The sequence below is a fragment of the Paenibacillus sp. JT22N1 genome, from assembly GCF_059692155.1.
In genome coordinates, this window is sequence record NZ_JCAUAW010000004.1 from 115319 (window position 1) to 138139 (window position 22821).

The 22821-nt window shown below is 44.6% G+C and carries 24 protein-coding genes and 1 pseudogene; 20 read left to right on the forward strand and 5 right to left on the reverse strand.

Annotation, left to right across the window (positions count from 1 at the left end):
- Window positions 1-42: 42 nt before the first annotated feature.
- Window positions 43-291 (reverse strand): hypothetical protein, encoded by a 249-nt coding sequence (locus AC58UU_RS09645; protein ID WP_497315078.1) that lies wholly within the window; start codon window positions 289-291, stop codon window positions 43-45.
- A gap of 635 nt (window positions 292-926) precedes the next feature.
- Here AC58UU_RS09645 and AC58UU_RS09650 point away from each other — a divergent pair.
- Window positions 927-1178 (forward strand): annotated as a pseudogene (locus AC58UU_RS09650) (transposase); the annotation flags it as partial.
- Window positions 1179-1303: 125 nt separating this feature from the next.
- On the opposite strand, the gene AC58UU_RS09655 reads toward AC58UU_RS09650, so the two are convergent.
- On the reverse strand, window positions 1304-2272 hold the full coding sequence (locus AC58UU_RS09655) for a phosphate/phosphite/phosphonate ABC transporter substrate-binding protein (RefSeq protein ID WP_497315080.1): 969 nt from the start codon (window positions 2270-2272) through the stop codon (window positions 1304-1306).
- 166 nt (window positions 2273-2438) lie between these two features.
- On the opposite strand from AC58UU_RS09655, the gene AC58UU_RS09660 reads away from it, so the two are divergent.
- Complete coding sequence (locus AC58UU_RS09660; RefSeq protein ID WP_497315549.1) at window positions 2439-4016, forward strand: bifunctional metallophosphatase/5'-nucleotidase; 1578 nt, start codon at window positions 2439-2441, stop codon at window positions 4014-4016.
- A gap of 78 nt (window positions 4017-4094) precedes the next feature.
- Here AC58UU_RS09660 and AC58UU_RS09665 read toward each other — a convergent pair whose 3' ends face one another.
- A complete protein-coding gene (locus AC58UU_RS09665) occupies window positions 4095-4340 on the reverse strand; it encodes a hypothetical protein (RefSeq protein ID WP_051253192.1) in 246 nt (81 codons plus the stop codon).
- Entirely contained in the window at window positions 4337-4657 is a 321-nt protein-coding gene (locus AC58UU_RS09670; protein WP_029194039.1) for a heavy metal-binding domain-containing protein, read from the reverse strand. The genes AC58UU_RS09665 and AC58UU_RS09670 overlap by 4 nt, the downstream gene beginning before the upstream one ends.
- A 103-nt stretch (window positions 4658-4760) precedes the next feature.
- On the opposite strand from AC58UU_RS09670, the gene AC58UU_RS09675 reads away from it, so the two are divergent.
- From AC58UU_RS09675 to AC58UU_RS09750, 16 genes are all read left to right on the forward strand, one after another.
- Complete coding sequence (locus tag AC58UU_RS09675) at window positions 4761-5561, forward strand: alpha/beta hydrolase (RefSeq protein ID WP_497315551.1); 801 nt, start codon at window positions 4761-4763, stop codon at window positions 5559-5561.
- The gene (gene pxpB, locus AC58UU_RS09680) at window positions 5558-6346 is read left to right on the forward strand and encodes a 5-oxoprolinase subunit PxpB (protein ID WP_497315083.1); all 789 of its coding nucleotides are present in this window, start codon (window positions 5558-5560) and stop codon (window positions 6344-6346) included. The genes AC58UU_RS09675 and pxpB overlap by 4 nt, the downstream gene beginning before the upstream one ends.
- Window positions 6312-7310, forward strand: coding sequence for a 5-oxoprolinase subunit C family protein (locus tag AC58UU_RS09685; RefSeq protein ID WP_497315085.1), 999 nt, complete (start codon window positions 6312-6314; stop codon window positions 7308-7310). Before pxpB ends, AC58UU_RS09685 begins: the two co-directional genes overlap by 35 nt.
- Before the next feature lie 256 nt (window positions 7311-7566).
- Window positions 7567-8328 (forward strand): LamB/YcsF family protein, encoded by a 762-nt coding sequence (locus tag AC58UU_RS09690; RefSeq protein WP_497315553.1) that lies wholly within the window; start codon window positions 7567-7569, stop codon window positions 8326-8328.
- A 912-nt stretch (window positions 8329-9240) separates the two neighbouring features.
- Window positions 9241-9528: a CD3324 family protein gene (locus AC58UU_RS09695; protein ID WP_314798159.1), complete on the forward strand. Its 288-nt coding sequence runs from the start codon at window positions 9241-9243 to the stop codon at window positions 9526-9528.
- A gap of 153 nt (window positions 9529-9681) precedes the next feature.
- Window positions 9682-10512, forward strand: coding sequence for a helix-turn-helix domain-containing protein (locus tag AC58UU_RS09700; protein ID WP_497315087.1), 831 nt, complete (start codon window positions 9682-9684; stop codon window positions 10510-10512).
- Window positions 10513-10614: 102 nt separating this feature from the next.
- Window positions 10615-11592, forward strand: coding sequence for a Gfo/Idh/MocA family protein (locus AC58UU_RS09705; protein ID WP_497315089.1), 978 nt, complete (start codon window positions 10615-10617; stop codon window positions 11590-11592).
- A 45-nt stretch (window positions 11593-11637) separates the two neighbouring features.
- On the forward strand, window positions 11638-12468 hold the full coding sequence (locus tag AC58UU_RS09710; protein WP_497315091.1) for a sugar phosphate isomerase/epimerase family protein: 831 nt from the start codon (window positions 11638-11640) through the stop codon (window positions 12466-12468).
- 16 nt (window positions 12469-12484) lie between these two features.
- The gene (locus tag AC58UU_RS09715; RefSeq protein ID WP_497315093.1) at window positions 12485-12865 is read left to right on the forward strand and encodes a gamma-glutamylcyclotransferase family protein; all 381 of its coding nucleotides are present in this window, start codon (window positions 12485-12487) and stop codon (window positions 12863-12865) included.
- A 223-nt stretch (window positions 12866-13088) separates the two neighbouring features.
- A complete protein-coding gene (locus AC58UU_RS09720) occupies window positions 13089-13463 on the forward strand; it encodes a response regulator (protein ID WP_307549298.1) in 375 nt (124 codons plus the stop codon).
- A gap of 51 nt (window positions 13464-13514) precedes the next feature.
- A complete protein-coding gene (locus tag AC58UU_RS09725) occupies window positions 13515-15272 on the forward strand; it encodes a diguanylate cyclase (RefSeq protein WP_497315095.1) in 1758 nt (585 codons plus the stop codon).
- A gap of 151 nt (window positions 15273-15423) precedes the next feature.
- The gene (gene blaI, locus AC58UU_RS09730) at window positions 15424-15798 is read left to right on the forward strand and encodes a penicillinase repressor BlaI (protein WP_029194050.1); all 375 of its coding nucleotides are present in this window, start codon (window positions 15424-15426) and stop codon (window positions 15796-15798) included.
- A 63-nt stretch (window positions 15799-15861) separates the two neighbouring features.
- Entirely contained in the window at window positions 15862-17265 is a 1404-nt protein-coding gene (locus tag AC58UU_RS09735) for a M56 family metallopeptidase (protein ID WP_497315097.1), read from the forward strand.
- Window positions 17266-17519: 254 nt separating this feature from the next.
- Window positions 17520-19148, forward strand: coding sequence for a PAS domain-containing sensor histidine kinase (locus tag AC58UU_RS09740; protein WP_497315099.1), 1629 nt, complete (start codon window positions 17520-17522; stop codon window positions 19146-19148).
- A 147-nt stretch (window positions 19149-19295) separates the two neighbouring features.
- Window positions 19296-19754, forward strand: a complete 459-nt coding sequence (locus tag AC58UU_RS09745) for a MarR family winged helix-turn-helix transcriptional regulator (protein WP_497315101.1) — start codon at window positions 19296-19298, stop codon at window positions 19752-19754.
- Between the two features lie 693 nt (window positions 19755-20447).
- The gene (locus AC58UU_RS09750) at window positions 20448-20786 is read left to right on the forward strand and encodes a DoxX family protein (RefSeq protein WP_497315103.1); all 339 of its coding nucleotides are present in this window, start codon (window positions 20448-20450) and stop codon (window positions 20784-20786) included.
- A 74-nt stretch (window positions 20787-20860) separates the two neighbouring features.
- Here AC58UU_RS09750 and AC58UU_RS09755 read toward each other — a convergent pair whose 3' ends face one another.
- Window positions 20861-21748 (reverse strand): PhzF family phenazine biosynthesis protein, encoded by an 888-nt coding sequence (locus tag AC58UU_RS09755; RefSeq protein ID WP_497315105.1) that lies wholly within the window; start codon window positions 21746-21748, stop codon window positions 20861-20863.
- 150 nt (window positions 21749-21898) lie between these two features.
- Between AC58UU_RS09755 and nikR the strand changes: the two genes are divergently transcribed.
- The gene (nikR, locus tag AC58UU_RS09760; RefSeq protein ID WP_497315107.1) at window positions 21899-22354 is read left to right on the forward strand and encodes a nickel-responsive transcriptional regulator NikR; all 456 of its coding nucleotides are present in this window, start codon (window positions 21899-21901) and stop codon (window positions 22352-22354) included.
- A 51-nt stretch (window positions 22355-22405) separates the two neighbouring features.
- The gene (locus AC58UU_RS09765; RefSeq protein WP_497315109.1) at window positions 22406-22810 is read left to right on the forward strand and encodes a DUF2203 domain-containing protein; all 405 of its coding nucleotides are present in this window, start codon (window positions 22406-22408) and stop codon (window positions 22808-22810) included.
- Window positions 22811-22821: the final 11 nt, after the last annotated feature.

Consider the following 22821-nt stretch of genomic DNA (forward strand, 5'->3'; position numbering starts at 1 on the left):
ACAAAATACAACTTCCCTTGAGGGGATTTTTGTATCTACGCATTAGCTGTAATGCCTTCCTTGGGCTACCAAGCGAAGTGACCTACTTTCACGGTTGGTCTTTGATGGGGTGAATGAATCCAAGACCGGTTCTAACACCTCAATTTGTTCGATCAGCTCTATAGGAATCAGGACGTTATTCAATTTCAAAAGTCGAAAAGTAGGATGGTAATTCGTAATGACCCCCCTTATCTCGTCTTTACCGCACCGGATAGAGACTTCTTTTTTGCAGCTAATAAGCATTTCGAACATCCAATTTTTCACCTCACTATGATATATGACAGCTCCAGGTAAACGTTTATCATGCAAAAGTAAAAAAACATTTACGCGGAAGAGCCACATTCATAGTATGCAAGGGGGGTTCGGAGTAGAATGTAAAAAAAGTGGCTGTCCAAAAAGTAGTCGAAGATGTCTAAGAGATAGGCTGTACACGCAGAGTTTGCCGACCTCTGACGCAATGATGAAAAGTATCGTTACAGCATTAAAACGATGATTGAGCTCCTTTGCAACAATGTAAAACATCGTTCCATCAATCTTTTATGGGCCGTTATACTCCCAATCGCCCTCCTAACGATGTAAAACATCGATGCAGCAATCGTAATGCTAACTCAACTTGAATCTAACGATGAAATACATCATTGCAGCAAAAGTGGCTGTGCAAAAAGTCGCCGAAGATGACTGTGAGATATACAGTGCGAAAAACAAGGGCTGTCCCAAGTTATAAATGACTGAGGGGCAGCCTCTCGGTACCACCCATCCACACTTCTTTGTACATTCCATATACCATGGATCAAATTTGCTTGCCATTGGATTTAGAAGGGACATTCCCTTCAATCATCTCGTTCGCGTCGTTAACGCAGCAATGAATCGTCTAGACGACATGATCTTTGACGTTGAGCATGAAGTATTTGCGTTTAAAAAAACAGGCATGTGAAAAACTCCGCAGCGAAGAAGGCTGCGCACTAGCGGTTGGACGTATGATCGAGCCCGAGCCGGTGTTTGGTGATAGGAAGAACAATCGTGGATTTAAAAGGTTCCTGCTTCGAGGCTTACCCAAAGTAAGTCTGGAGGTCGGGTGGTTTTCGCTTGCCCATAACTTGCTGAAGAAAGCGGCGGTGGACGCCAAAAAAAGGAGCTAAGCACATACAACCGCTTAGCTCCTTTTTCATTCAAATATTCACTATGTTTAAACAATTGGATCTGTCTCACACATCTATCATGTTACTTTTGAGACTGCCTCTTTTCATTTCACAGGGAAATAAGCTTATTTCAAGCCCATTTCTTTGTTAGCTTCACGAACGATATCGAATTTTTTATCTTCAGTAGCTACATAGCCTTTATGTGTGTAAACATCGAAAATAACTTTTTGACCTTCTGGGTCAGTACCGATTGCGATGAAAGCATCTTGGATTTTCTTTTTCCAAGCTGCATCCATATCGGAACGAACAGCGATTGTATCATTAGGAATTTTATCAGAGAAGGCCAGAACTTTTGTTTGTTTAAAGATGTCCGGGTAATCTTTCACCATGTTGGTACGGATATCTTGGAAAACGCCTACAGCATCAACTTGACCGTTGAGAAGAGCGATAACCGCTTTATCATGGCCTTGGAATTGAACGCCAGTTACGTCTTTAACTGGATCTATGCCAGCTTTTTTCAATAATAGTCCTGGATATACATAACCTGCTGCGGATGTAACACCTTGCCAGCCCATTTTCTTACCTTTCAGATCAGCAACGGATTTGATAGGGGAATCGGCTTTGACAACGATCATTGATTTGTAGAAATCAACAAGATCTTTGGTTGGTTGACCAGTTGCGTCATCAACACCGAAACGTGTTGCTTGCACAAGAAGGTCGGCAGCTTTACGATTGTCATGCGCAACAACATAGTTACTTGGAGGCAAGAAGCCAACATCAACTTGTTTGGAAGCCATAGCTTCGATAACTACGTTATAATCCGTTGAAACGGAAACCTTAACCGGGATACCAAGCTTGTCTGTAAGAAGCTTCTCTAGTGGCTTTGCTTTTGCTTCAAGCGTCTCTGCATTTTGGGAAGGTACGAACTGTACTTTAAGCTCTTTAGGTACGAAGCCTGCAGCTGCAGCTGGTGTAGCGGAAGCTTTCGTAGATGCGGATGCAGCAGGGGCTGTTTCCTCTTTTTTTGCACAGCCTGCAAGAACACCTGCAGCAACAATCATGGACAAGCTAATAACAGTAAATTTTTTCATCATCTTGTTTTGACCTCCGTTTAATTGTTTACTTTTATCTATGATGTACTATAACATTATCATATAATATATGGAAGATTGTGTGAAGTATTTGTTAATCTGACAATCGATATGTAAAGTGCTACAAAATAATACGCTTGGAGTGGGTAATTTGACTCAACCTAGTAATCTGCAGAAAAGTAGAGTAACCATTTTAGAAACGAGTGATCTGCATGGAAATATGCTGCCTATTCACTATGCAAACAATCAACCAAACGATGTGGGTCTGTCCAGAGTGGCTGCGCTTATAGCCGCTGAACGTAAGAAAGAAGCCCATGTTATTGTGATCGATAATGGGGACCTGATTCAAGGTACGCCACTTGCGTATCATCATGCTAGATTGAATAACGAACCGATAGATCCAATGGTCCTTGGTCTGAACTATGTAGGTTATGATGCGGCCGTTATTGGCAATCATGAATTTAACTATGGCCTGCGTGTGCTGCGAAAAGCGGTTCAGGAATCCAAGTTTCCTTGGTTATGCGCCAACATTGTGGATGCGGAAAGCGGAGAACCGTTCCTAGGAAAGCCATATTTGATTAAAGAGTTACCTGACGGCGTTCGCATAGGAATTCTAGGATTAACAACTCCCTATATTCCGAATTGGGAAAATCCTGATCACATCGAAGGTCTGCGGTTCGAAGATGCTTTAGAGTCGGCTAAGAAATGGGTAAAGGTACTCAAGGAGCAAGAGCAAGTGGATGCTGTTGTTGTCTCTTACCATGGCGGTTTTGAAAGACATCTAACGACGGGTGAGCCAACGGAGCCTCTGACAGGAGAAAACCAAGGCTATCAACTATGCATGGAAGTAGAAGGAATAGATGTTCTGCTTACAGGGCACCAACACCGAAGCATTGCGGGAGTAGAAATCAATGGCGTCGTCATTGTTCAACCAGGAACTGCCGGTGTAACACTTGGTAAAGTTGAATTAGAGCTCTCGATGGTAGATGGCAAATGGCGCATCGATGCCAAGAAATCGGAGCTGCTTTCTGTGGCTAATATTGAAGCAGACAGTAGATTGATAGAGCTTGTTAGTGCTTATGAAGCGAAGACTCAGGAATGGCTCGACCAACCAATTGGTAAGTTGTCCGGAGATATGCTCGTCAAAGATCCTATGCAAATTCGCTTGAAGGATAATGCGCTAATTGAGTTCATCAATCGTGTTCAAATGGAGCTCTCGGGAGCAGCCATTTCCAATACAGCGCTGTTTGATAACGTATCGCCAGGATTTCCATCGGATATTACAATGAGGGACATCGTCTCTAACTACATTTACCCGAATACACTGAAGGTGATTCGGATTTCCGGACAAGACATCAAGGATGCTTTAGAGCAGTCAGCAGAATACTTTGAATTAATGTTATCTGGTGAAGTTCAGGTGAGCAGCAAGTTTAGAGAGCCGAAGCCGTCGCATTATAACTATGATATGTGGGAAGGGATTACCTATACTTTGAACATATCCCGCCCAATTGGCATGCGTGTTGTACAACTGGAATATGAAGGGAAACCGCTGGATCTCGAAGCTTCATACGATGTTGTAATGAATAATTACCGGGCCGCAGGCGGAGGCAATTATGCGATGTTCCAGGACAAACCGGTCATCAAGGATATCCCAACGGACGTAGCTGAACTATTGGCAGGATACATTATGGAGCGTGGTACAATTGAAGCTAGTGTGAACGAAAATTGGGAAGTCATCTGGGACTAGGTTGTAGCCATAAATAAAGCCGCACATAAGAGAGAGTGTAGACTCTTTCTTGTGTACGGCTTTTTTGTTTGAATGGCGTTAGGATTCGCGAATGTATTCCCGGTCGCCTGATCTAGGATTGTAATACACGCGATAAGTGAATCCATCCTTTGGATCAATGAATACCTCTGATGTTGAGACAAAGCCGTTTGAGGGCTTACTAGGCGTCGTTGAACCGTTGTTTTTATAGCGTTTGTCATAAATGAGATAACCCAGAAGAAGGAGAATGATAAAGCCGATGACCCATGTTCCATAAATAAGTAAAATCGGACCGAGTCCACTCATAGCCTTCGTGTCCGGACGGCAGTGCCATAAGCGACGATTTCACTCATATTTTGTCCGATGTCACCGCTATCGAAACGCATCATTACAATAGCATCAGCGCCCATGGCCGCGGCATTTTTGACTAATCGGTCCATGGCTTGCTTTCGCCCGTCTTCTACCATCTGGGTATACTGCGTGACTTCCCCGCCGACAAGTCCCTTTAAAGAAGCAAGAATATCGCCGCCAATCCCTCTAGCTCGCACAACGACTCCAAATGTACTGCCCAACACTTCCGTGACTTCATAACCTGCGATGTTTTCTGTTGTAGCTACTATCATGAAGATCATCTCCTTTTTTTGTAAAATAGACTCTTGCTACTTAATTGAGATTCGATATTATTAACTTAGTACGAAAATGAAAATAGGGGGTTTCACATTGAGTATGATAAAAACAATTGAATTATGGCCCGGAGCATCCAAGATTAGCATAGGAGAAAATAACCAAGGATGTCCGAGTTTGACTTTATACCCTGTGTCTAAGGAAGGCTTGAGCTCTGCAGTTATAGTATTTCCCGGAGGAGGCTACGGTACGCGTGCTGCTCATGAGGGGGAGCCTATTGCGAAATGGTTAAATGGACTTGGGATTTCAGCTTTTGTTTTGAATTACCGTGTGGCTCCTTACGAACATCCAGTTCCACTCCAAGATGCACAGCGGGCAATTCGAACAGTAAGGCATCATGCGGAAGAATGGCAGATCGATCCGAACCGCATTGGTATTCTCGGCTTCTCGGCAGGTGGACACCTAGCTTCTACAGCCGGTACACACTATGATTCAGGGGATCAGGAGTCCGTCGATCCGATCGATAGACAAAGCAGTCGTCCCGATGTGATGGTGCTCTGTTACCCAGTTATTACATTCACCGGAGAGTATGGACATGGAGGTTCAAAGATTAATTTACTGGGAAAAACACCGGATGAGAAGTTGGTCTCGATGCTATCCAATGACCAACAAGTAACAGCGCATACGCCACCGACTTTTCTCTGGCATACAGCAGATGATGCGGCCGTTCCCGTCGAGAACAGTTTGCTATTTGCAGGGGCGCTTAGTCGTCATAAAGTGCCTTTTGATCTGCACGTGTTTGAGAGCGGGCGTCATGGTATTGGAATAGCTGATGATCATCAGGAAGCTTACATTTGGCCTGAATTATGTGCAAATTGGCTCAAAAAGCAACAATTTGCATGACCAAGCTCTTTTACGAATGCCATATGCTTGGAGATTCGGCTATTGTGATTAGGCTTGGTACGGACATTGATTTATCCATTCTGAATCGTGTACGTCAGTTAACAGCTTACCTAGAGAATAATCGTTTTGAAGGTTTTATTGAAATAGTAACGGCGTATACAACAATCACGATTTATTATGACAGCTTCCAGGTTTACAACCATTATTCAGAAGAGGGAACCACCCGAAAAAATGGACGTGTCAGCTGGACGAATACGTTACTACCCTATGATTTTGTCTTATTACATATTCAAAATCTCTTGGATAACTTTGAACATACAAATGAGGCTTATATTAACGAGCCTGGGAGAATGATTGAAATCCCTGTTTGTTACAGTGAGGATTATGGTCCGGATCTTGCGGATGTTGCGGCTTATCATCGGGTTAGCAAGGAAGAAATCGTGCACCTGCATACCTCGCAGGTCTATCCGGTATATATGATAGGCTTTGCACCTGGATTTCCTTATTTGGGTGGATTGAATGACCAGCTAGCTACACCAAGAAAATCGGTGCCTCGGACGAGGATACCCGTTGGTTCGGTAGGCATTGGCGGTGCTCAAACAGGCATTTACCCCTTTGAAACGCCGGGCGGCTGGAATTTGATTGGTCGAACCCCGCTAGCATTATTTCGTCCAGAATCCGATCCACCATCTCTACTAAAGGTAGGAGATCAAGTAAGATTTGTATCCATTACGGCGGAGCAGTTCCAATATGAAAAGGAGAGGAACATGGAAAATGGGCTTTGAGGTCATCAAGCCGGGATTATTATCAACCTTGCAGGATGAGGGACGGTATGGACAGCGGAAATATGGCGTCATTACATCAGGCCCCATGGACCTCTTTGCGCATCGAGCAGCCAATATACTCGTTGGGAATGATTGGGGCGCAGCTGCTTTGGAAATGACACTACTAGGACCGTGCATGGTTGCGCAGAAGGATATGCTGCTATCTTTATGCGGAGCTGATATGGAAGCAGATAGGGATGGTATTCGAGTGCCACTGTGGCGACCATTTCTGATCCGTAAAGGAGAGCAGCTAAATGTTCATTATGCACTTAAGGGCTGCAGAGCCTACATAGCTGTGTATGGTGGTTTCGAGGTGAAACCTGTAATGGACAGCAGAAGCACCTATTTGCGTGCGGGCATAGGCGGTCACCAAGGAAGAGCACTCCAAGCAGGAGATGATTTGCCGGTAAGACAAGACGTGGTAGGCGATTATCTTCACCTTCCAGGTTCTGTGAGTGCCTTTATTCGTCCAGGATATGAAGAAAATCCAGTTGTAAGAGTCGTAAAAGGGAAGGAAGCGGCCCTTTTTACAGACGTAAGCATACGCAGCTTAATGTCTCAAAGCTACTTCGTTACCGCACAATCGGATCGAATGGGTTATTGTTTGGAAGGAGTGAGGCTTGAACTCTCTGATGGCGTACCGAGTGAGATGATCTCAGAAGCGGTCGTCCAAGGGACAATTCAAGTGCCCCCAAGTGGACAGCCCATTCTGCTGATGGCGGACTGCCAAACAACCGGAGGCTACCCTCGCATCGCGCATGTCATCACGGCCGATCTTCCCTTAGTAGCTCAAGTGAAACCAGGCGGAAAGCTTCGCTTCCGGGAGGTCAGCCACCGTGAAGCCCAGGAGCAGATCTTGCTGCAGGCGATGGATTTGCGGCTGCTTGAGGCTGGGGTTCGGGCTTGGGTGTGGGATCGTGGATGAGGATTGAAGGGCTTGAAGAGCTGAAGAACTGAAGAACTGAAGAGTTGAGAGCCGAAGAGCTGAGGAACTAGGGAATGAAGAGCTGAAGAACTGAGGACTGGGAGCTGAAGAACTAAAGAACTAAAGAACTAAAGAACTGAAGAGCTGAAGAACTGAAGAGAGCTAAGGAACTGAAGAACTGAAGAACTGAAGAGCTGAAGAACTGAAGAACTGAAGAACTTGAAGAACTTGAAGAACTGAAGAACTGGGAGTGAGAATTCTGCGTATTGACTTGAATTGTGACATGGGCGAAGGCTTCGGCGCTTATCGCCTTGGGCGGGACGAGGAGCTGCTCGATTTCGTGAGCTCCGCCAACATCGCCTGCGGGTTCCACGCAGGCGATCCCGCAACCATGCGCAGCACTGTGCAGCTGTGCATGCGTAAGGGCGTTGCGATCGGGGCCCATCCGGGCCTTCCCGATCTACAGGGCTTCGGCCGGCGCGAGATCGCGATCACGCCGGCGGAGGCTTACGAGCTGACGTTGTATCAGCTCGGGGCGCTGCAGGCGTTCGTCCACGCCGAAGGCGGACGACTGCAGCACGTCAAGCCGCATGGCGCGCTCTATCACATGGCTGCGAAGCGCCATGATCTCGCCGCGGCCATTGCGGCTGCGACAGCCAGCGTCAGCGCGGAGCTGACGCTGTTCGGCCCGCCCGGCAGCGAGCTGCTGCGGGCGGGTGTCGCCGCGGGGCTGCAGACCGCGAGCGAAGCCTTCGCGGACCGCAGCTACCAGCGGGACGGCACGCTAACGCCCCGCGATCAGCCAGGGGCGCTGCTCTTCAGCGCCGCCGACGCTGCGGCGCAGGTCGTAAGGCTCGTCCGCGAAGGGAAGGTCCTCTCCCGGGAGGGAGAGGATCTGAGCATGCGCGCGGACACGATCTGCATCCATGGCGATGGTGCACAGGCCGTGCAGTTCGCGCGCGACATCCGCGCGCTGCTAAACAGCAGCGGCATCGCAGTGATGGCGCTCGGGCAATAGCCAGCTTATTTCCCCACATCACGACAGGAACACTAGTCGCCCGAAGATACTGGAATTCCTCCTGTTAATTTCACTAGGATACCGATGAAAGTGCATTTAACGGGAAAACCTCCAGCTATATTCAGTGTTAATGCGTCATTTACCTGATTTCTGCTAAATTAACGGTAGGTATTCCGGTTAAAGGGTTAATAAACGAAATAACCAATAAATTAACAGGAGTTTTTCCTTCAAGCATCGCAAGAAAGTACCGCCACCTGGATAATCAGCCACCTTCACATCGACTGATACACCGCCGATCCCAGGTTACGATCAGACACCGCAATCACTGGCACCTAGGAAAGAATCTTTATAACCATTCTTTCACTTGAGAACAAGCTTGAAATATGAGTAAATATAGAGGTAGCCGGCCGGGCTAATTACTTCGGAAAGGAGTGATCAAAGTGATTACAACAAAAGCAGAGGTGGTCTCTGCGTAAGCAGAGTCCATCGTTCCAAACGGGGGTCGTTAGGCCCCCGCATATTTTTCCTGAATGAGTAGACAGCGAGATGCTTTTTACATATAATGAGAATGTGAACACCTAGTGAACACCATAAATTAGGAGAGATTTTGCTCTCCAACCCAAATCCAAAAATTAAACTATCTGGTGAAAGGAGTGCTTTTTAATGAACACAATGACAGTAGCGATGAATGTTGCGGCCGCCGCAGAGGTACTCGTCTCCTAACTGAATATCATTCGTGGAATAACCGTTCACCTGAATTGTATAATTGCATACAACCGACAGGCACGATTATGATCGTGTTTTTTTTATTCCATTTTTTGAGAATGGTAGGAGGTTATGGGGCGATGAAGATACTCTCTGCAAATCAGACAAAGTTTAACTTTGCTCGACAATTTGAGGAGGTTTTCATCCATGAGTTACAAGAACGGGAAAGACGTTCTTCCCCCTAACCTATTAAAACAATTACAAGAATATATCCAAGGTGAAATTGTATATATCCCTAAGAAAGAGCAGAAGCGCGCTGGATGGGGAGAAAATAACGGAACACGTATTATCATTGAGCGTAGAAATCGAGAAATTTTCCGGTTGTACCAAACTGGTTCCAGTGTGATGGAACTTATCAAAGTCTTTCATTTATCGGAAGACAGCATCCGCAAAATCATCGTGAAAACACGCGAATTAACAGCCAATCAAGCATAGAAGCAGCATCCCTAGAGGTGCTGCTTTTTTTTCGTTGAGCCTGCTTAGTATAGATTGCCGTCAAATTGAAGGAAATGCCTTTTATTTCTTGAAATTAAAAAGAAAGAAAACGTTAGCAAGCGTCCGATCGCTTTTGGAGGTGGTGCAAGACAAATGCAAGATGAGCTGGATATCCGCAGTTTTATCGGCACACATGATGCCGATTTTTATGATGATGGATTTCACCGCCATTCGGCGGTTGAAGTCAGTATCGTGTTAGAAGGACGGTGCTTGTTCGAGTGGTCGAAGCGAAGCTGGATGGAAGCTGGGCATATCGTCATTATCCCGTCAGACTTGTCACACAGGTTTGAAGCCGTGACGAATGTGAGGTTTGGGGTTATTTTGCTGCAGGGCGTAACGGCACGTACGATGGAGTTGGTCGCGAAGCTCGGAGGCAGCGGATTTACTGGCGACGGGGGCGGCACAGATAGATCGCCTATATTCCTTGCTTTATCCCGACTGGACAAAGAGCGATTCGAGCGATTGTTCCGGGAGTGGCTTCGGATGAAAGCGTCGTTCTTAAAGGAAAAGCAAGCTAATTATTCGGCATGGATGGAAGTGCTACTGCTTTTTTTACTTGAACACTCGCAGCAGGATTTACAGGGGATGACGGTGACGAAAGCGGCTGACTATATTCGTGAAAATGTACAGGAATCTGTTCACATTTCTGATTTGGCAGAGATGGCCGGTTTTACGGAGCCCGCTTTTCGCCGTGTCTTTGAACAAATGTACGGCGTTAGCCCAAAGCAATATCAGCAGCAGTGCCGTTTGCATGAGGCAAAATGGCTGCTTAGCTCAACAGATAAGGATATACGTGAAATCGCCGAGCAGGTAGGCTTTTTCAGGTTGCATTCCTTTTCACAGTGGTTTAAGGAACAAGAGGGTCTCCCGCCTACCGTTTGGCGGAAAAGTCAACGGTTGCAGCACGTTTCGATGTTGGACTAGTTGCGTTTTGCGTAAATTGCGGTTCGGTTTCCCTAAATACAAGCGCTTTCTAATTCGATATGCTTATGGAGTAAACGTAACCACATAGGGAGGGCACGACGGATGGAAAAAGTAAGAATCGGATTTATTGGTGTAGGCGGCATGGCAGAGTACCATATGAAAACATTACAGCAAATTGATGACGCAGTGATTACGGCCGTATGCGACATGAACGCGGATCGGGCGAGGGAGATAGCTGAAACATTCGGCGCAAAGACGTACGGAAGTTTGGAAGAAATGTTGGATGCGGGGGTAATCGATGCGCTTTATATATGTACGCCACCTTTTGCTAGGGAAGGGATTGAAGAAGCGGCTGCAGCACGGGGCATACATCTGTTATCGGAGAAACCAACCGGCTTGCATATGGAGGAAGTGCGTCGTAAAGAGCAGATCATTCGCGAATCGGGCATCATTCATTCGTCAGGCTATTGCTTGCGCTATCTGGACACTGTGCAGAAGGCAAAGACGTACTTGGCTGATAAGCAAGTAGATATGGTGCTCGCGTACCGAATTGGCGGCATGCCAGAAGTAGGTTGGTGGAGGCTCATGAATCGCTCGGGCGGCCAACTTGTAGAGCAATCGACGCATCAAGTGGACTTAATTCGTTACTTGGCTGGTGAGTTTGACTACGTCCAAGCGAACTACGAGCAGCGACACATCCATCGAAATTATCCAGAGGCAACGGTGTATGATGTGGGTATCGTGTCTTTCGGCCTCCGCAGCGGGGCGCTAGGCACGATCAGCAATACGGTCTTGTCCCGTAAAATTGGACGCGGGGATGTGGAGTTTTTCGGGCATGACTTCTACGTGTCAATAAGCGGTATGACGGTTCGGATTGTGGATGACACGCAAGATGTGACTTTGACGTCGGAGATGGATTTTTACCTCGAGCAGAATCGGGCGTTTGTCGCAGCTGTGAAAACAGGACGGCAGGAGTTAGTGCTTGGTGATTATAGCGAAGCGGCAGCGACACTTGAGGTTACACTGGCAGCGAATGATTCGGCCGTTGCGAAGCAAACGATAAAGATCACTTCGGCATAAGAGTGCGAATGTTTCCATTTTGAAATACTCGAAGGAGGTTAAGGCATGTTAAAAGGCGTAAATCAATGGTGCTTCCCTGAAGGGCTGCCCCTTCAGCAGTTATTCTCGATTAGCCGTGAGGCTGGTTATGACGCGGTTGAGCTGAATGTCAATCCGTTAGGCGGCGTTGGTCTGACCATGGAGACGACTGCGGCGGAGGCAGAGGAGATTGGCCGCATGGCCAAAGAGTACGGTATTCAGCTGCGAAGCTTATCTACCTCCTTGTTGTGGCAAACCCCGCTATCTTCCGCTGACGCGTCTGTACGTGAGCAGGGGCGTCGCGTTGTCGAGAAACAGCTGGAGCTAGCGGAGCTTCTAGGTATCGATACGGTGCTTGTCGTGCCTGGAGCCGTCAACGAGATGACCTCGTACGATGAGTGCTACGACCGCAGCCGTGCAGAACTAGCTTTGCTTGTGAAAGAAGCAGAACGACGTCGCGTTCGCATTGGCATCGAAAACGTGTGGAACAAATTCCTGCTTTCGCCGCTTGAAATGCGTGCTTATGTCGATGATCTTCAATCTTCATATGTCGGGGTTTATTTTGATGTGGGCAATATTTTGCATAATGGTTATCCGCAGCAGTGGATCAAAATTCTTGGTTCCCGTGTATTCAAAGTGCATGTGAAGGATTACCGACCAGGTGTAGGTACCGGTAACGGATTTGTCCCGCTGCTCGCAGGAGATGTCAATTGGACGGCAGTCCGCACAGCACTAGAGGACATCGGGTATACCGATACGGTAACGGCTGAAGTAGGTCTTTACGCAGAGAGTCCGCTTCAGACGGTGTATGACACTTCCCGGCACTTGGATATTATTCTTGGCGGAGCTGCGCGGTAACATCAGGGAGAGAGCTATGATTTCAGTTTTCGTTTATGGGACACTTCTTGTTGGAGAAAGCAACCACTATGTTGCGGAGCCTTTTGTACTCTCCGTACAGCCTGGTGCGGTTCGTGGCCGTTTGTACGATGTTGGTCACTACCCCGCACTTGCTTTGCATAATGAGGAACATGCGGAAGCGCAAAAAAGTATCGTTGTCGGTGAATGGTTTGAGGTCACGGAAGCAGGACTTAAGGCCATGGACATCTTGGAAGATTATAATGGACCCGGACAGTCCAATGAGTATGAGCGCGTATGGATAACTGACGTGAACGGCTCACGAGAAGGCTGGGTATATATTTATCAAGATGTCAGCGGTCTTATTGAAATAACGAGCGGTTCGTGGAAAGCTAAATAAATAATAAGGAAGGGCCAACAGGATAGAATTCTGTAGGCTCTTTTTTGTTATTTAGGATAGTTTGCTACGGGATTTTTGCTAGGCTAGTGAGATTGTGAATATGCAGACCCATCTTGGGTTTAAATCCTTATCTCTTCATAGTAAAAACTTGGAACATTTTAGTTCCTTGCTTCGACACTAGATGCTATAATTGGTGGTAATTCTACAGGTTGAGGAGAACGCCATGTCTGTTTATAAAATATTACTTGCAGATGACGAAATCGCGCTGCGTTTTCTGCTTACTGAGACTCTTTCTGATGAAGGTTATGCAATCTCGGAAGTTGAAGATGGTCAACAAGCGATGGAGCAACTGCAAAAAGAAACCTACGATCTTATCATACTTGATTATATGATGCCGGAGCGGACAGGCGTTGAAGTCTGTGAATGGCTGCGACATAGCGATAATGCTAATCGGGATATACCGGTTATTTTGCTGACGGCTAAAGCCTTAGAGAAGGACAAAGAAAAAGCCAAAGCAGCAGGCGTAACCACTTATATTGTTAAACCATTCAGCCCTCTTCAATTAATTGATACCGTCGGACAACTATTACAACGTTAATTCGAACTATATAGAGATTATTTTATATATAAAAAAGGGTGATTGGCTGTCATGAGTAATACGAATCTAGAGGGGTTGAAGGACTCCAAGTCAGAATCGGATAGAGATGCAAGAATTCTTAGACAAGGAAGAAAGCTGTTTATTCGTGAATTTGAAAAGCAGCTTAAACAGCTTAACTTGCTGCTTGATACGATCCAGATGGCGGCTGTAGCTGATGATTTAAAACAGTTTTATCGCATCGTACATACGCTAAAAGGCAGTGCGCCTATTTTTGGTTATGTCAGGATCGGTAAGCTGGCTGAGGATATGGTTCGAGCCTGGGAATGGACACAATCCATGGATAATGACGGAGAAGAGTTACTCTTGGCGATCAACCCGATTATTGAAAGCGCAGAACGCAGTATACAAGCACTTCGTGAAATGAATATGGAATATGATATCGGTGTGACGGAAATCCAGATGGATGAACAGCAGGATCCTGGAGGCGGCTCTTTGCTTGGGTCCATGAAGAGTAGATTACTGCTTGTGGATGACGATGAGGTACTGCGCACTTATTTGACCCGTCGTCTTCAACTCGATGATTGTATTGTTGATGAAGCAGCCGATGTAGAGAGCGCTATGAAATTATTACGTGAACATACGTATGATTTAGTGACGCTCGATCTCATGATGCATCCTCAGTCTGGGTATGAGCTCTTTGAATTTCTCAAAGAAGATCCGACATTGAAATGGTTACCGCTCATTGTATTGTCGGGACGTAACGATTTGAATGATAAAGTCCGCTGTTTTCACTTGGGAGCCGATGATTATGTGACGAAGCCATTTCAGTACGAGGAATTGGCCGCAAGAATCTATGGATTGCTCAAAAGGACAAAAAATTTCGAGCAGCTGGCCTTCCGCGATCCGCTGACTGGGGTGTTCAATCGCCGCTATTTCGATCTTCAGATTGGTATGGAATTACAGCGTATTGAGCGCTATCCGGCACCAATCTCACTTGTTTTTATAGATATTGATTGCTTTAAACGGATCAATGATACTTATGGGCATCACGTGGGGGACTTGGTGCTCCAAGGCTTGGCTCATCTGCTTCAAGTGAACTTGCGTTCGACAGACCTGTTAGCACGTTTTGGCGGCGAAGAGTTCGTTATTGCCCTTCCGAATACAACGGTGGAACAGGCAGTTGCAACCATGCAATCCATACTTAATAAAGTACGTTTAAATGCAGTTGCACAGTACGAAGGCCAAACCTTCTCTGTTACCTTCTCAGCAGGTGTTGCAGAGTGGCATGAGGGGATGACGGTTGCGGAGTGGGTGGCTAAGGCAGATGATGCGATGTACCAAGCTAAGCAACAAGGCAGGGATAGGATTGTTAGCGCTTCGGTCGAGGATGAAGGAACAGAGCATCGTAAGTTGGCGGCCAGTCCGCAAATTGACAAGAAAAATCTGCTCATCGTGGACGATGATCCGATTTTACGAGCCATTCTCACTTCCCATTTAGAGCATTTACCGATTACAATTACCCATGCTGCCGACGGTGAAGTCGCGCTCGGTTTACTGCTTGCCAATACCTATGATGCTTGTATTCTCGATGGAATGATGCCGAAGTTGGATGGGTTCTCATTGTTATCTCAGATAAAGAAGGATCCGCGTCTAACCGTTCGGGGCATGAAGGTACTTATGCTTTCAGGCAAGAAGAAGGAAGATGATCTAGCCAAAGGCTTTCAAATGGGAGCTGACGACTATATGACGAAGCCGTTCTCGCTCGTTGAGTTGGAAGTTCGCGTGAGACAGTTAATGAACTTAGTGTGATCAATAAATAAAAAACTCAAAGCTGCTTCTGCCAATTATATGGCGAGCAGCTTTTTATTTCGTCAATTTGTAATTGACTTCTATGGATTACACATGTAATATAGCAATTGTATTACATGTGTAATCCATAGAAAAGTCAGGAGGTAAACCTGTGAAAAATGTTCCCCATATATCCGATGCGGAATGGGAAGTAATGAAAGTTCTCTGGGCTAAGACACCATGTACGGCAAATGAAGTGATTGAAGCTTTGGAAGTCCGAACGGATTGGAAACCGAAAACAGTTAGAACGCTTTTAAACAGATTAGCCCAAAAACAAGCGATTTCGTATTCTCAAGAAAATAGGGTTTACGCCTATTTTCCATTAGTATCCGAAGACGAATGTGTGAAGTCAGAAACGCAATCGTTCCTGAAGAGAATTTACGGCGGTGCCTTTAAGCCGCTGCTTGTTAACTTTTTGAAAGAAGAACAGCTCTCAGCGGAAGATATTAAGGAATTGAAAAATATCCTTGATGACAAAACAAAATGAAGGATTTGCGGGTTTGCATCGCGCGAGCTGTTATTTCTTTGACATGGTGAAGGAAAGGGCAGGGTGAATGTGAAACGATTAACAGAACACCTCATTGATCTCTTTGATTGGGTTTGGTCAGTCTCGACTATGGCAAGTGTTCTGGTTGTGCTGATTATAGTGATGCAGCACTTGCTAAGGCATCGTTTAAAACCAAGATGGCATTACTTGATGTGGCTGTTGGTTATTATACGATTAATTTTGCCATGGGGCCCTGAGAGTGAATTCAGTATTTATAATTGGATCGGCTACACCGATGCCGTTCATTCGGCCGTGCAAGTTAATCAGGAAGAACTACTTACAAGAGCTGTTGTATCGGAATCTGCTGCCCAATCTATTTATCGGAATTTAGTTGTTGTATGGCTGGTAGGCGTGTGTTTTTTGGGGATATATACAATCCGGATCAACAGGAAATTTGCCCGAAAAATGAAAAATGAGACGGTTGCGATAACCGATGAAAGAATACTGGAGCTTTTCAATCAATGTAAAAAAATGATGTCGATAAATAAACCCATTGCTCTTGTTGAATCAAGCAATTTGGCAACACCAACCCTATTCGGTTTTGTAAAACCCCAATTGATTATGCCTAAAACCATTTTAAACAGCTTGAATGACGATCAATTACAGCATGTGTTCCTACATGAACTGGCTCATAGCAAACGTAATGATATTGGGGTCAATTGGTTCATGCATGCTTTGCTGATTATTCATTGGTTTAATCCAGTTCTTTGGTATGCTTATCGCCGAATGCGGGAAGATCAGGAAATCGCAAGTGATGCTCTTGCGCTAAGCTGCCTTACTCCTGACAAAAGCCAGGATTATGGCTATACGCTTATCAAACTATTGGAAAATTTCTCGCGACCTGTTCAATCTTTTGGAAACGTAAATCTAACAGGAAGCAAAATACAACTGCAAAGGAGAATTAAAATGATCAAACAATTTAAAACAAATTCGTATCGTTGGTCGTTTCTTGGGATAGCAACCATCATCTTCATAAGTGGATGCGCGTTAACGAATCCTAAGGACAGTTCGAGAGCTACCCCATTGCAAAGTTCGGCAGTTTCCGAAGAAAAAGTAAAAGAGCAGGATTCTGTAGTCTCAAATACGACAGTTTCCCAAGAGACGTCGAAAGTGGCCGTTTCCGTTGTACCGCAGGCAACTCCCTCGGATGAGAAGTCGAGAGCGGCGACTTCCGTAGGCGTGCAGCCAACGGTGTCGGATGATAAACCGAGAGCGGTGCCGGTAAGTCCGGAACCAAAAGTATTGGATGACAAGCCTAGAGCGGCGCCGGTAAGTCCAGAGCCAAGAGTATTGGATGATAAACCAAGAGCTGCACCCGTGAGTCCGGAACCAAGAGTATTGCAAGACAAGCCGAGAGTGGTGTCACCCATAGGTCCACAACCAACGGCCGCGGCTGCCACTGACTAATCTAACTGTTTTTATAAAGATAGAAGATTTATTATGAAGAAGAGAACGACCAAATCTAAATAATTGTTAAGTGGAGGAGTTGCTAATTGGCGGCTCCTTTTTTTTGTTTGCTAGAGGTCTTATCTTTGGAATAAAAAACCGATAATCTTTTCGAAAAATAAATGTTATAATCAAACACGTCTACATATAATGACGGCTAGTAAATTATTTTGTGTTCAGCTAGAGTGAAAAAAGGAAGGTTAAGGAAGAAATATATGCATAATTGGTCAAAGGCACTAAATCTCAGAACTCCTTTTAAAATCTCTTTGCTCTACATGCTTGTGGGAAGTCTATGGATTATCTTGTCCGATAGATTTATGGACATTCTTAACTTATCAGGAGCAATCACTATTCATTCAACTAAGGGTCTATTTTATGTATTACTTACGGCATTAGTTCTATATTGGTGGGTGACACGTTTGAAGAAAGCCCTTACAGAAAGCGATGAACGGTACCGAATACTTGTAGAACACTCACCAGAACCGTTAGTTGTTCACAGTAAAGGGAAAATACTCTATATCAATCCTGCCGGTGCCGAAATATTTGGCGCAGCTAGCCCAAAGGAACTTATTGATTTTCCCGTATTGAATTTGGTGCATCCCGATTATATAGACATTGCGAAAGAACGGATTAGGCTGATCGAAGAGGAGAGGGTACCGACAGCTCCCACCCAGCAGAAATTTCTTCGTGTTGATCGTCAAGTTATTGATGTAGAGGTCAGAGCGGTACCTATTATCTACTTAGGTAAACCGGCAGTTCAGCTTATATGTAAGGATATCACTGAGCGTAAACGAGCCCAACGTATGCTGGAAGAGAGAGAGCAGAGTTATAAGTCCCTTGTTGAAAATAACCCCGATGCTATATTTGAATTAGATCTACATGGACAAATACTTAATATGAATCCAGCTACTGAAAGGATTACGGGCTATCAGCAGGAAGAGCTGCTGAATCGAACCTTTTGTCATTTGATGGTAGGCGAAGATCACCTTAAAGCATCAAATCTGTTTGAAGCTTCGAAAAAAGGAGAATCAAACAACATCGAAGTCGCCATTACTAATAAACGAGGCTACTGTGTCGAATTAAATTTAAAGATGGTTCCTATTATCATAAATGATAAGATCGATGGTGTTTATGGCATTGCAAAAGACATAACCGAACGTAAAAAGACAGATGAGCTTCTGATCAAATCAGAAAAGCTATCGGTTGTGGGGCAGCTTGCCGCCGGAGTTGCTCACGAGATTCGAAATCCATTAACCTCTCTTAGAGGATTTGTCCAATTATTACAAACCAAAATGAATAATTATAATGAGTATTTTCAAATCATGTTGACTGAATTAGACCGAATTAATTATATCGTGAGCGAGTTTTTGGTTATTGCCAAGCCGCAGGCAGTGAGTTTTGAGATGAAGGATCTTCGTAAAATTCTTCATGATGTGATCTCGCTGCTGGACACACAAGCAATTCTTAGTGATGTGCAAATTCATACGACGTTTGATTTAGACATTCCGTTAATCAATTGTGAAGAAAATCAATTAAAACAGGTCGTTATAAATATTCTTAAAAATGCGATTGAAGCGATGACAGAAGGCGGTATTATCGAAATTATTATGAAGATAGACAACAATAAAATCGTTATTCGGTTTATTGATCAGGGATGTGGAATTCCTGAAGAACGAATAGGGATGTTAGGAGAACCCTTTTATACGACAAAAGAAAAAGGGACCGGATTAGGATTAATGGTGAGCCAAAAAATCATTGAAGCACATCACGGGAGTCTTAATATAAAGAGTCAGATCGGTATAGGAACAACGGTTGACCTTATTTTACCTTTAGATCCAAAATAAAGTGCGAATGAACTCCTGAAGAGGAGTTTATTTTTTTATAAAAAAGACGATTACTTGACAAACAAATTAGCCTAAAGTTAGCATAGTATTATGAAAACTCAATGTAGAGAAGAATAAGAAAGGATTTACACCAAAGGAGGAACGATCATGTACCAGGGAGACGAACAAAGCCAGCTTGATTTAAGATTATTCCGAATCTGGAGTAAAGCTGCTAAAGCAATAGCTGATAATACCAAACGAGATATCGAAAGTCATGGAATCAGTCCTGATCATTTTATGATTCTAGAGCTCCTCTATAACAAAGGACCTCATCCTATTCAAAGGATTAGTGAAATATTTAGTATTCCGAGCGGGAGTATTACCTATGTGGTAGATAAGCTTGAACAGAAAGATTATGTAAGACGACAATCAAGTCCTACGGATAGAAGGACCTCCAATGTCGCCCTAACTGAGAAGGGGGAAACTTTATTTAACGAGATTTTCCCGAAACATGCAGCTGTTATATCTGAGAATTTCTCCTTTATAAGCAATGAGGATAAAGTTCAGATGATCGATCTGTTAAAGAAACTGGGGTTTGGAGCACAGGAACTCAGTAAGGATAAGTAACAAAATTACGGATATCCGCTAAAACCAAAAAGGACCGTCAGGGTGATCTTCCCTGGCGGTTTTTCTTATTTGGGTGGAGTTTTGCTGGTGAGCCAAGCCCGATCCTAAGCCCGAGGCCATCTATAGTAAACCGCTCAACCATCCATATCGTGTCGATTCTCCACCATAGCCGCTCCTTCTGCCAAGTAGCCACTTTTATATCTATATCCCTAACTCAACACGTACCCGGTGTTACCAGATTTTAGCGGAACGTAGAAGCTTTATTTTGCTCAAAACCGCGTATTTCACGTTTTCGCGGAACGAGGAGCCTCTATTTCCCGATTGCGAGGTGTAAAAACCGATAAAACGCCAAAATAGCGCCCTCACGTTCCGCATACCGGCCCAGCATCGGCATAATCACCGAAATAACGGCTCCTCGTTCCCCGTGATCCCCAGATTAGCAGCCTATATGTCTGAAAATTACTCCACAGAGTTTCGCTTTCATGCCGACCTATAATCCATTGGATTTGACCACCTGCTTATCTGTATTTGAACAAATTTCTTCTATTACCTGCCCTCGCACCAAACTTTTGTTTAGGCGCCTTGTTGAAAATGGTTGACAAATAATTATCCTAATGTTAGTGTATATTATAATAACATTAGGATATCTAATCATAGTTTATTTGTGATTAGGTGAAAAAGGGGAGAGTTTAGATGAATACGGTATCTATTATTATTCAAATCATTTTAGCACTTGGGTTTCTGATGTTTGGAGCCACTAAGCTCGGTTCAAAGCAAATGGTGGATGAATTTACACGTTACGGGATGCCTCCGTGGTTTAGGGTAATCACTGGCTTGCTCGAAATTGCTGGTGCCGCACTTCTGGTTGCAGGAATTTGGAACGACAGTCTTATTGTTATTGGCGGATTGCTGTTGGCTGTTATTATGGCTGGAGCCGTCATAACGCATCTACGTATTAAGGATCCTGTATCTAAAATAGGTATGCCTATTATTTTATTAATCCTTACGTTGGTTATCGTATTCATAAATTAAGAAGTATTGCAATAATATTCGAAATAATAAATGCCGGATCCTGTTCAACAGGATCCGGCATTTTGAGTTGTTATTTATACCCACTCGCCTTTTGCTGTATAGATGGTTTTACCGCCGATTTGAATAGAGATGTGGTCTTCCTTCTGAGATGCTCGATGATAAAGAATGGAAGGACGCATGATTTCAAAGCCTTGTTCAACGCTGATATTGATGGACTCATTGCCGAAATAGCGATATTTGACCAAGTATCCGGCCAAATCGCCATTGGCACTACCGGTAGCCGGATCTTCGGGAGCACCATAATAGTCACCGAACACCCTTGCATTTAAAGAGTTACCTGCCTGATAAGTCTCTGGACAAAAGACTAAAATCATTTTAGCTGAAAGCTGCTCAATAAGTTGGAAATATAGATCGCGATTTACGTTACAGCGCTGAACGTCTCTCAAGCTTTTTAGTGGGACAATAAGGGCTGGCAGGCCAGTGGAAACTTCCTGAATGGGATACCGCGAATCAATGGTCGACGCTGGAATTCCTAGAACAGCTGCGATCGTATCTAGAGCGATAATCTCTCCAAATATAGGCGGCTTCTGCTGCATCCAAGCCATGCCGGGGTTTTTCTCATCGAAAGTGACCGGTATTTGACCGATTTTTAAGTTAAGCACAATTTGCTGGACAGGGTGTCCTAAGATATCTTTTTGAATGATGTAGGCTGTCCCCAGAGTCGGATGACCAGCGAATTCAACCTCTTCTTTCGGGGTGAAGATACGCACATCATATCCACCATTAACAGGCTCTTCAGACAGGATAAAGGTTGTTTCGGAAAAGTTCATTTCACGAGTAATGGCAAGCATTTCCTCTGTAGATAGGTGGGCAGCATGACGAAAAACGGCGAGCTGATTGCCTTCATATTTATGCTCGGCAAATACATCAACGATCGAAAATGATAATGGCTGTTTAGACATGATCCCCACTCCTATGAATGAATTTATAGATGAATACACCTTACCATATTGTGTTTAATTTGCGAATTCGCTCCGGGTAAGGTTTGCGACAGAGCTGCTTTCTGCTAGAGTAAGGATATAGGAAATGTTACACGAAAAGGAGTGAGGCGGATGTCTGACAAAGAAAATCTGGTGCGCTTCGGTATCTCCATGCCGCAATCTCTCATAGAGCAATATGACCGGCTCATTGCCTTGCAGGGCTATGATAATCGATCTGAAGCCATACGTGATCTTACGCGTAAAGCGCTGTTAACGTCTAGCAGTATGCAGCCCGACGAAACCGTAGCTGGAACGATCGTGATGGTGTATGACCATCATATTCGCGATTTGCCGATTACCTTAATGGAGCTTCAACATGATTACCACCATGCGATTATTTCAACGATGCATATCCATTTAAACCATCAACAATGCTTGGAAATATTAGTTGTTCGCGGTAAGGTACAGAAGCTTAGAGAGCTTCAACAGCGGATTCAAGTACTCAAAGGTGTAGGATATGCGGAGTTATCTGTTACTCATGTGGACGAGCAGGGGCACTCGCATGAGCATCCTCATTCTCATTTGTAGAATTCGTAGACGTTCTGTTTTTTTGATAAAATTAAAGCACGGAGGTGCGATATGTCAGTTAAAAAGTGGTTCAGTTTAGAAGAGGCTAATGAAATGCTGCCGTTTGTTGATCAGGAATTGAAGAAAATGCAAGCATTGAAGCACAATTTTGAGGAAAAATATGCAGAGCTCCGTATAAAGAAAAACGAGCATGCGGAGAAACCCGGCGCTGAGAAGGATCCGTTTTTTGTCATGGAAGCAGAGTTGGAATTCCTTCAAATTGAAGCGCGCGGGCTTATTCAAAATTTTCAGCTTACGGGTGTGGAACTCAAGGATATTGATACAGGTCTTATCGATTTTCCAGCGTTGATGGAAGGACAAGAAGTACTGCTTTGTTGGAAACAGGGAGAGGATAGAATTCGTTTTTACCATGGCAAACAGGATGGATTTGCTGGACGTAAACCGATTTCGGAATAGAGGAAACTTAC

Coding starts and splice junctions, on each gene's coding strand:
- AC58UU_RS09645 (WP_497315078.1), bottom strand. CDS start 291: ATGTTCGAAATGCTTATTAGCTGCAAAAAAGAAGTCTCTATCCGGTGC.
- AC58UU_RS09655 (WP_497315080.1), bottom strand. CDS start 2,272: ATGATGAAAAAATTTACTGTTATTAGCTTGTCCATGATTGTTGCTGCA.
- AC58UU_RS09665 (WP_051253192.1), bottom strand. CDS start 4,340: ATGAGTGGACTCGGTCCGATTTTACTTATTTATGGAACATGGGTCATC.
- AC58UU_RS09670 (WP_029194039.1), bottom strand. CDS start 4,657: ATGATAGTAGCTACAACAGAAAACATCGCAGGTTATGAAGTCACGGAA.
- AC58UU_RS09675 (WP_497315551.1), top strand. CDS start 4,761: ATGATAAAAACAATTGAATTATGGCCCGGAGCATCCAAGATTAGCATA.
- pxpB (WP_497315083.1), top strand. CDS start 5,558: ATGACCAAGCTCTTTTACGAATGCCATATGCTTGGAGATTCGGCTATT.
- AC58UU_RS09685 (WP_497315085.1), top strand. CDS start 6,312: ATGAAAAGGAGAGGAACATGGAAAATGGGCTTTGAGGTCATCAAGCCG.
- AC58UU_RS09695 (WP_314798159.1), top strand. CDS start 9,241: ATGAGTTACAAGAACGGGAAAGACGTTCTTCCCCCTAACCTATTAAAA.
- AC58UU_RS09700 (WP_497315087.1), top strand. CDS start 9,682: ATGCAAGATGAGCTGGATATCCGCAGTTTTATCGGCACACATGATGCC.
- AC58UU_RS09705 (WP_497315089.1), top strand. CDS start 10,615: ATGGAAAAAGTAAGAATCGGATTTATTGGTGTAGGCGGCATGGCAGAG.
- AC58UU_RS09710 (WP_497315091.1), top strand. CDS start 11,638: ATGTTAAAAGGCGTAAATCAATGGTGCTTCCCTGAAGGGCTGCCCCTT.
- AC58UU_RS09715 (WP_497315093.1), top strand. CDS start 12,485: ATGATTTCAGTTTTCGTTTATGGGACACTTCTTGTTGGAGAAAGCAAC.
- AC58UU_RS09720 (WP_307549298.1), top strand. CDS start 13,089: ATGTCTGTTTATAAAATATTACTTGCAGATGACGAAATCGCGCTGCGT.
- AC58UU_RS09725 (WP_497315095.1), top strand. CDS start 13,515: ATGAGTAATACGAATCTAGAGGGGTTGAAGGACTCCAAGTCAGAATCG.
- AC58UU_RS09740 (WP_497315099.1), top strand. CDS start 17,520: ATGCATAATTGGTCAAAGGCACTAAATCTCAGAACTCCTTTTAAAATC.
- AC58UU_RS09745 (WP_497315101.1), top strand. CDS start 19,296: ATGTACCAGGGAGACGAACAAAGCCAGCTTGATTTAAGATTATTCCGA.
- AC58UU_RS09750 (WP_497315103.1), top strand. CDS start 20,448: ATGAATACGGTATCTATTATTATTCAAATCATTTTAGCACTTGGGTTT.
- AC58UU_RS09755 (WP_497315105.1), bottom strand. CDS start 21,748: ATGTCTAAACAGCCATTATCATTTTCGATCGTTGATGTATTTGCCGAG.
- nikR (WP_497315107.1), top strand. CDS start 21,899: ATGTCTGACAAAGAAAATCTGGTGCGCTTCGGTATCTCCATGCCGCAA.
- AC58UU_RS09765 (WP_497315109.1), top strand. CDS start 22,406: ATGTCAGTTAAAAAGTGGTTCAGTTTAGAAGAGGCTAATGAAATGCTG.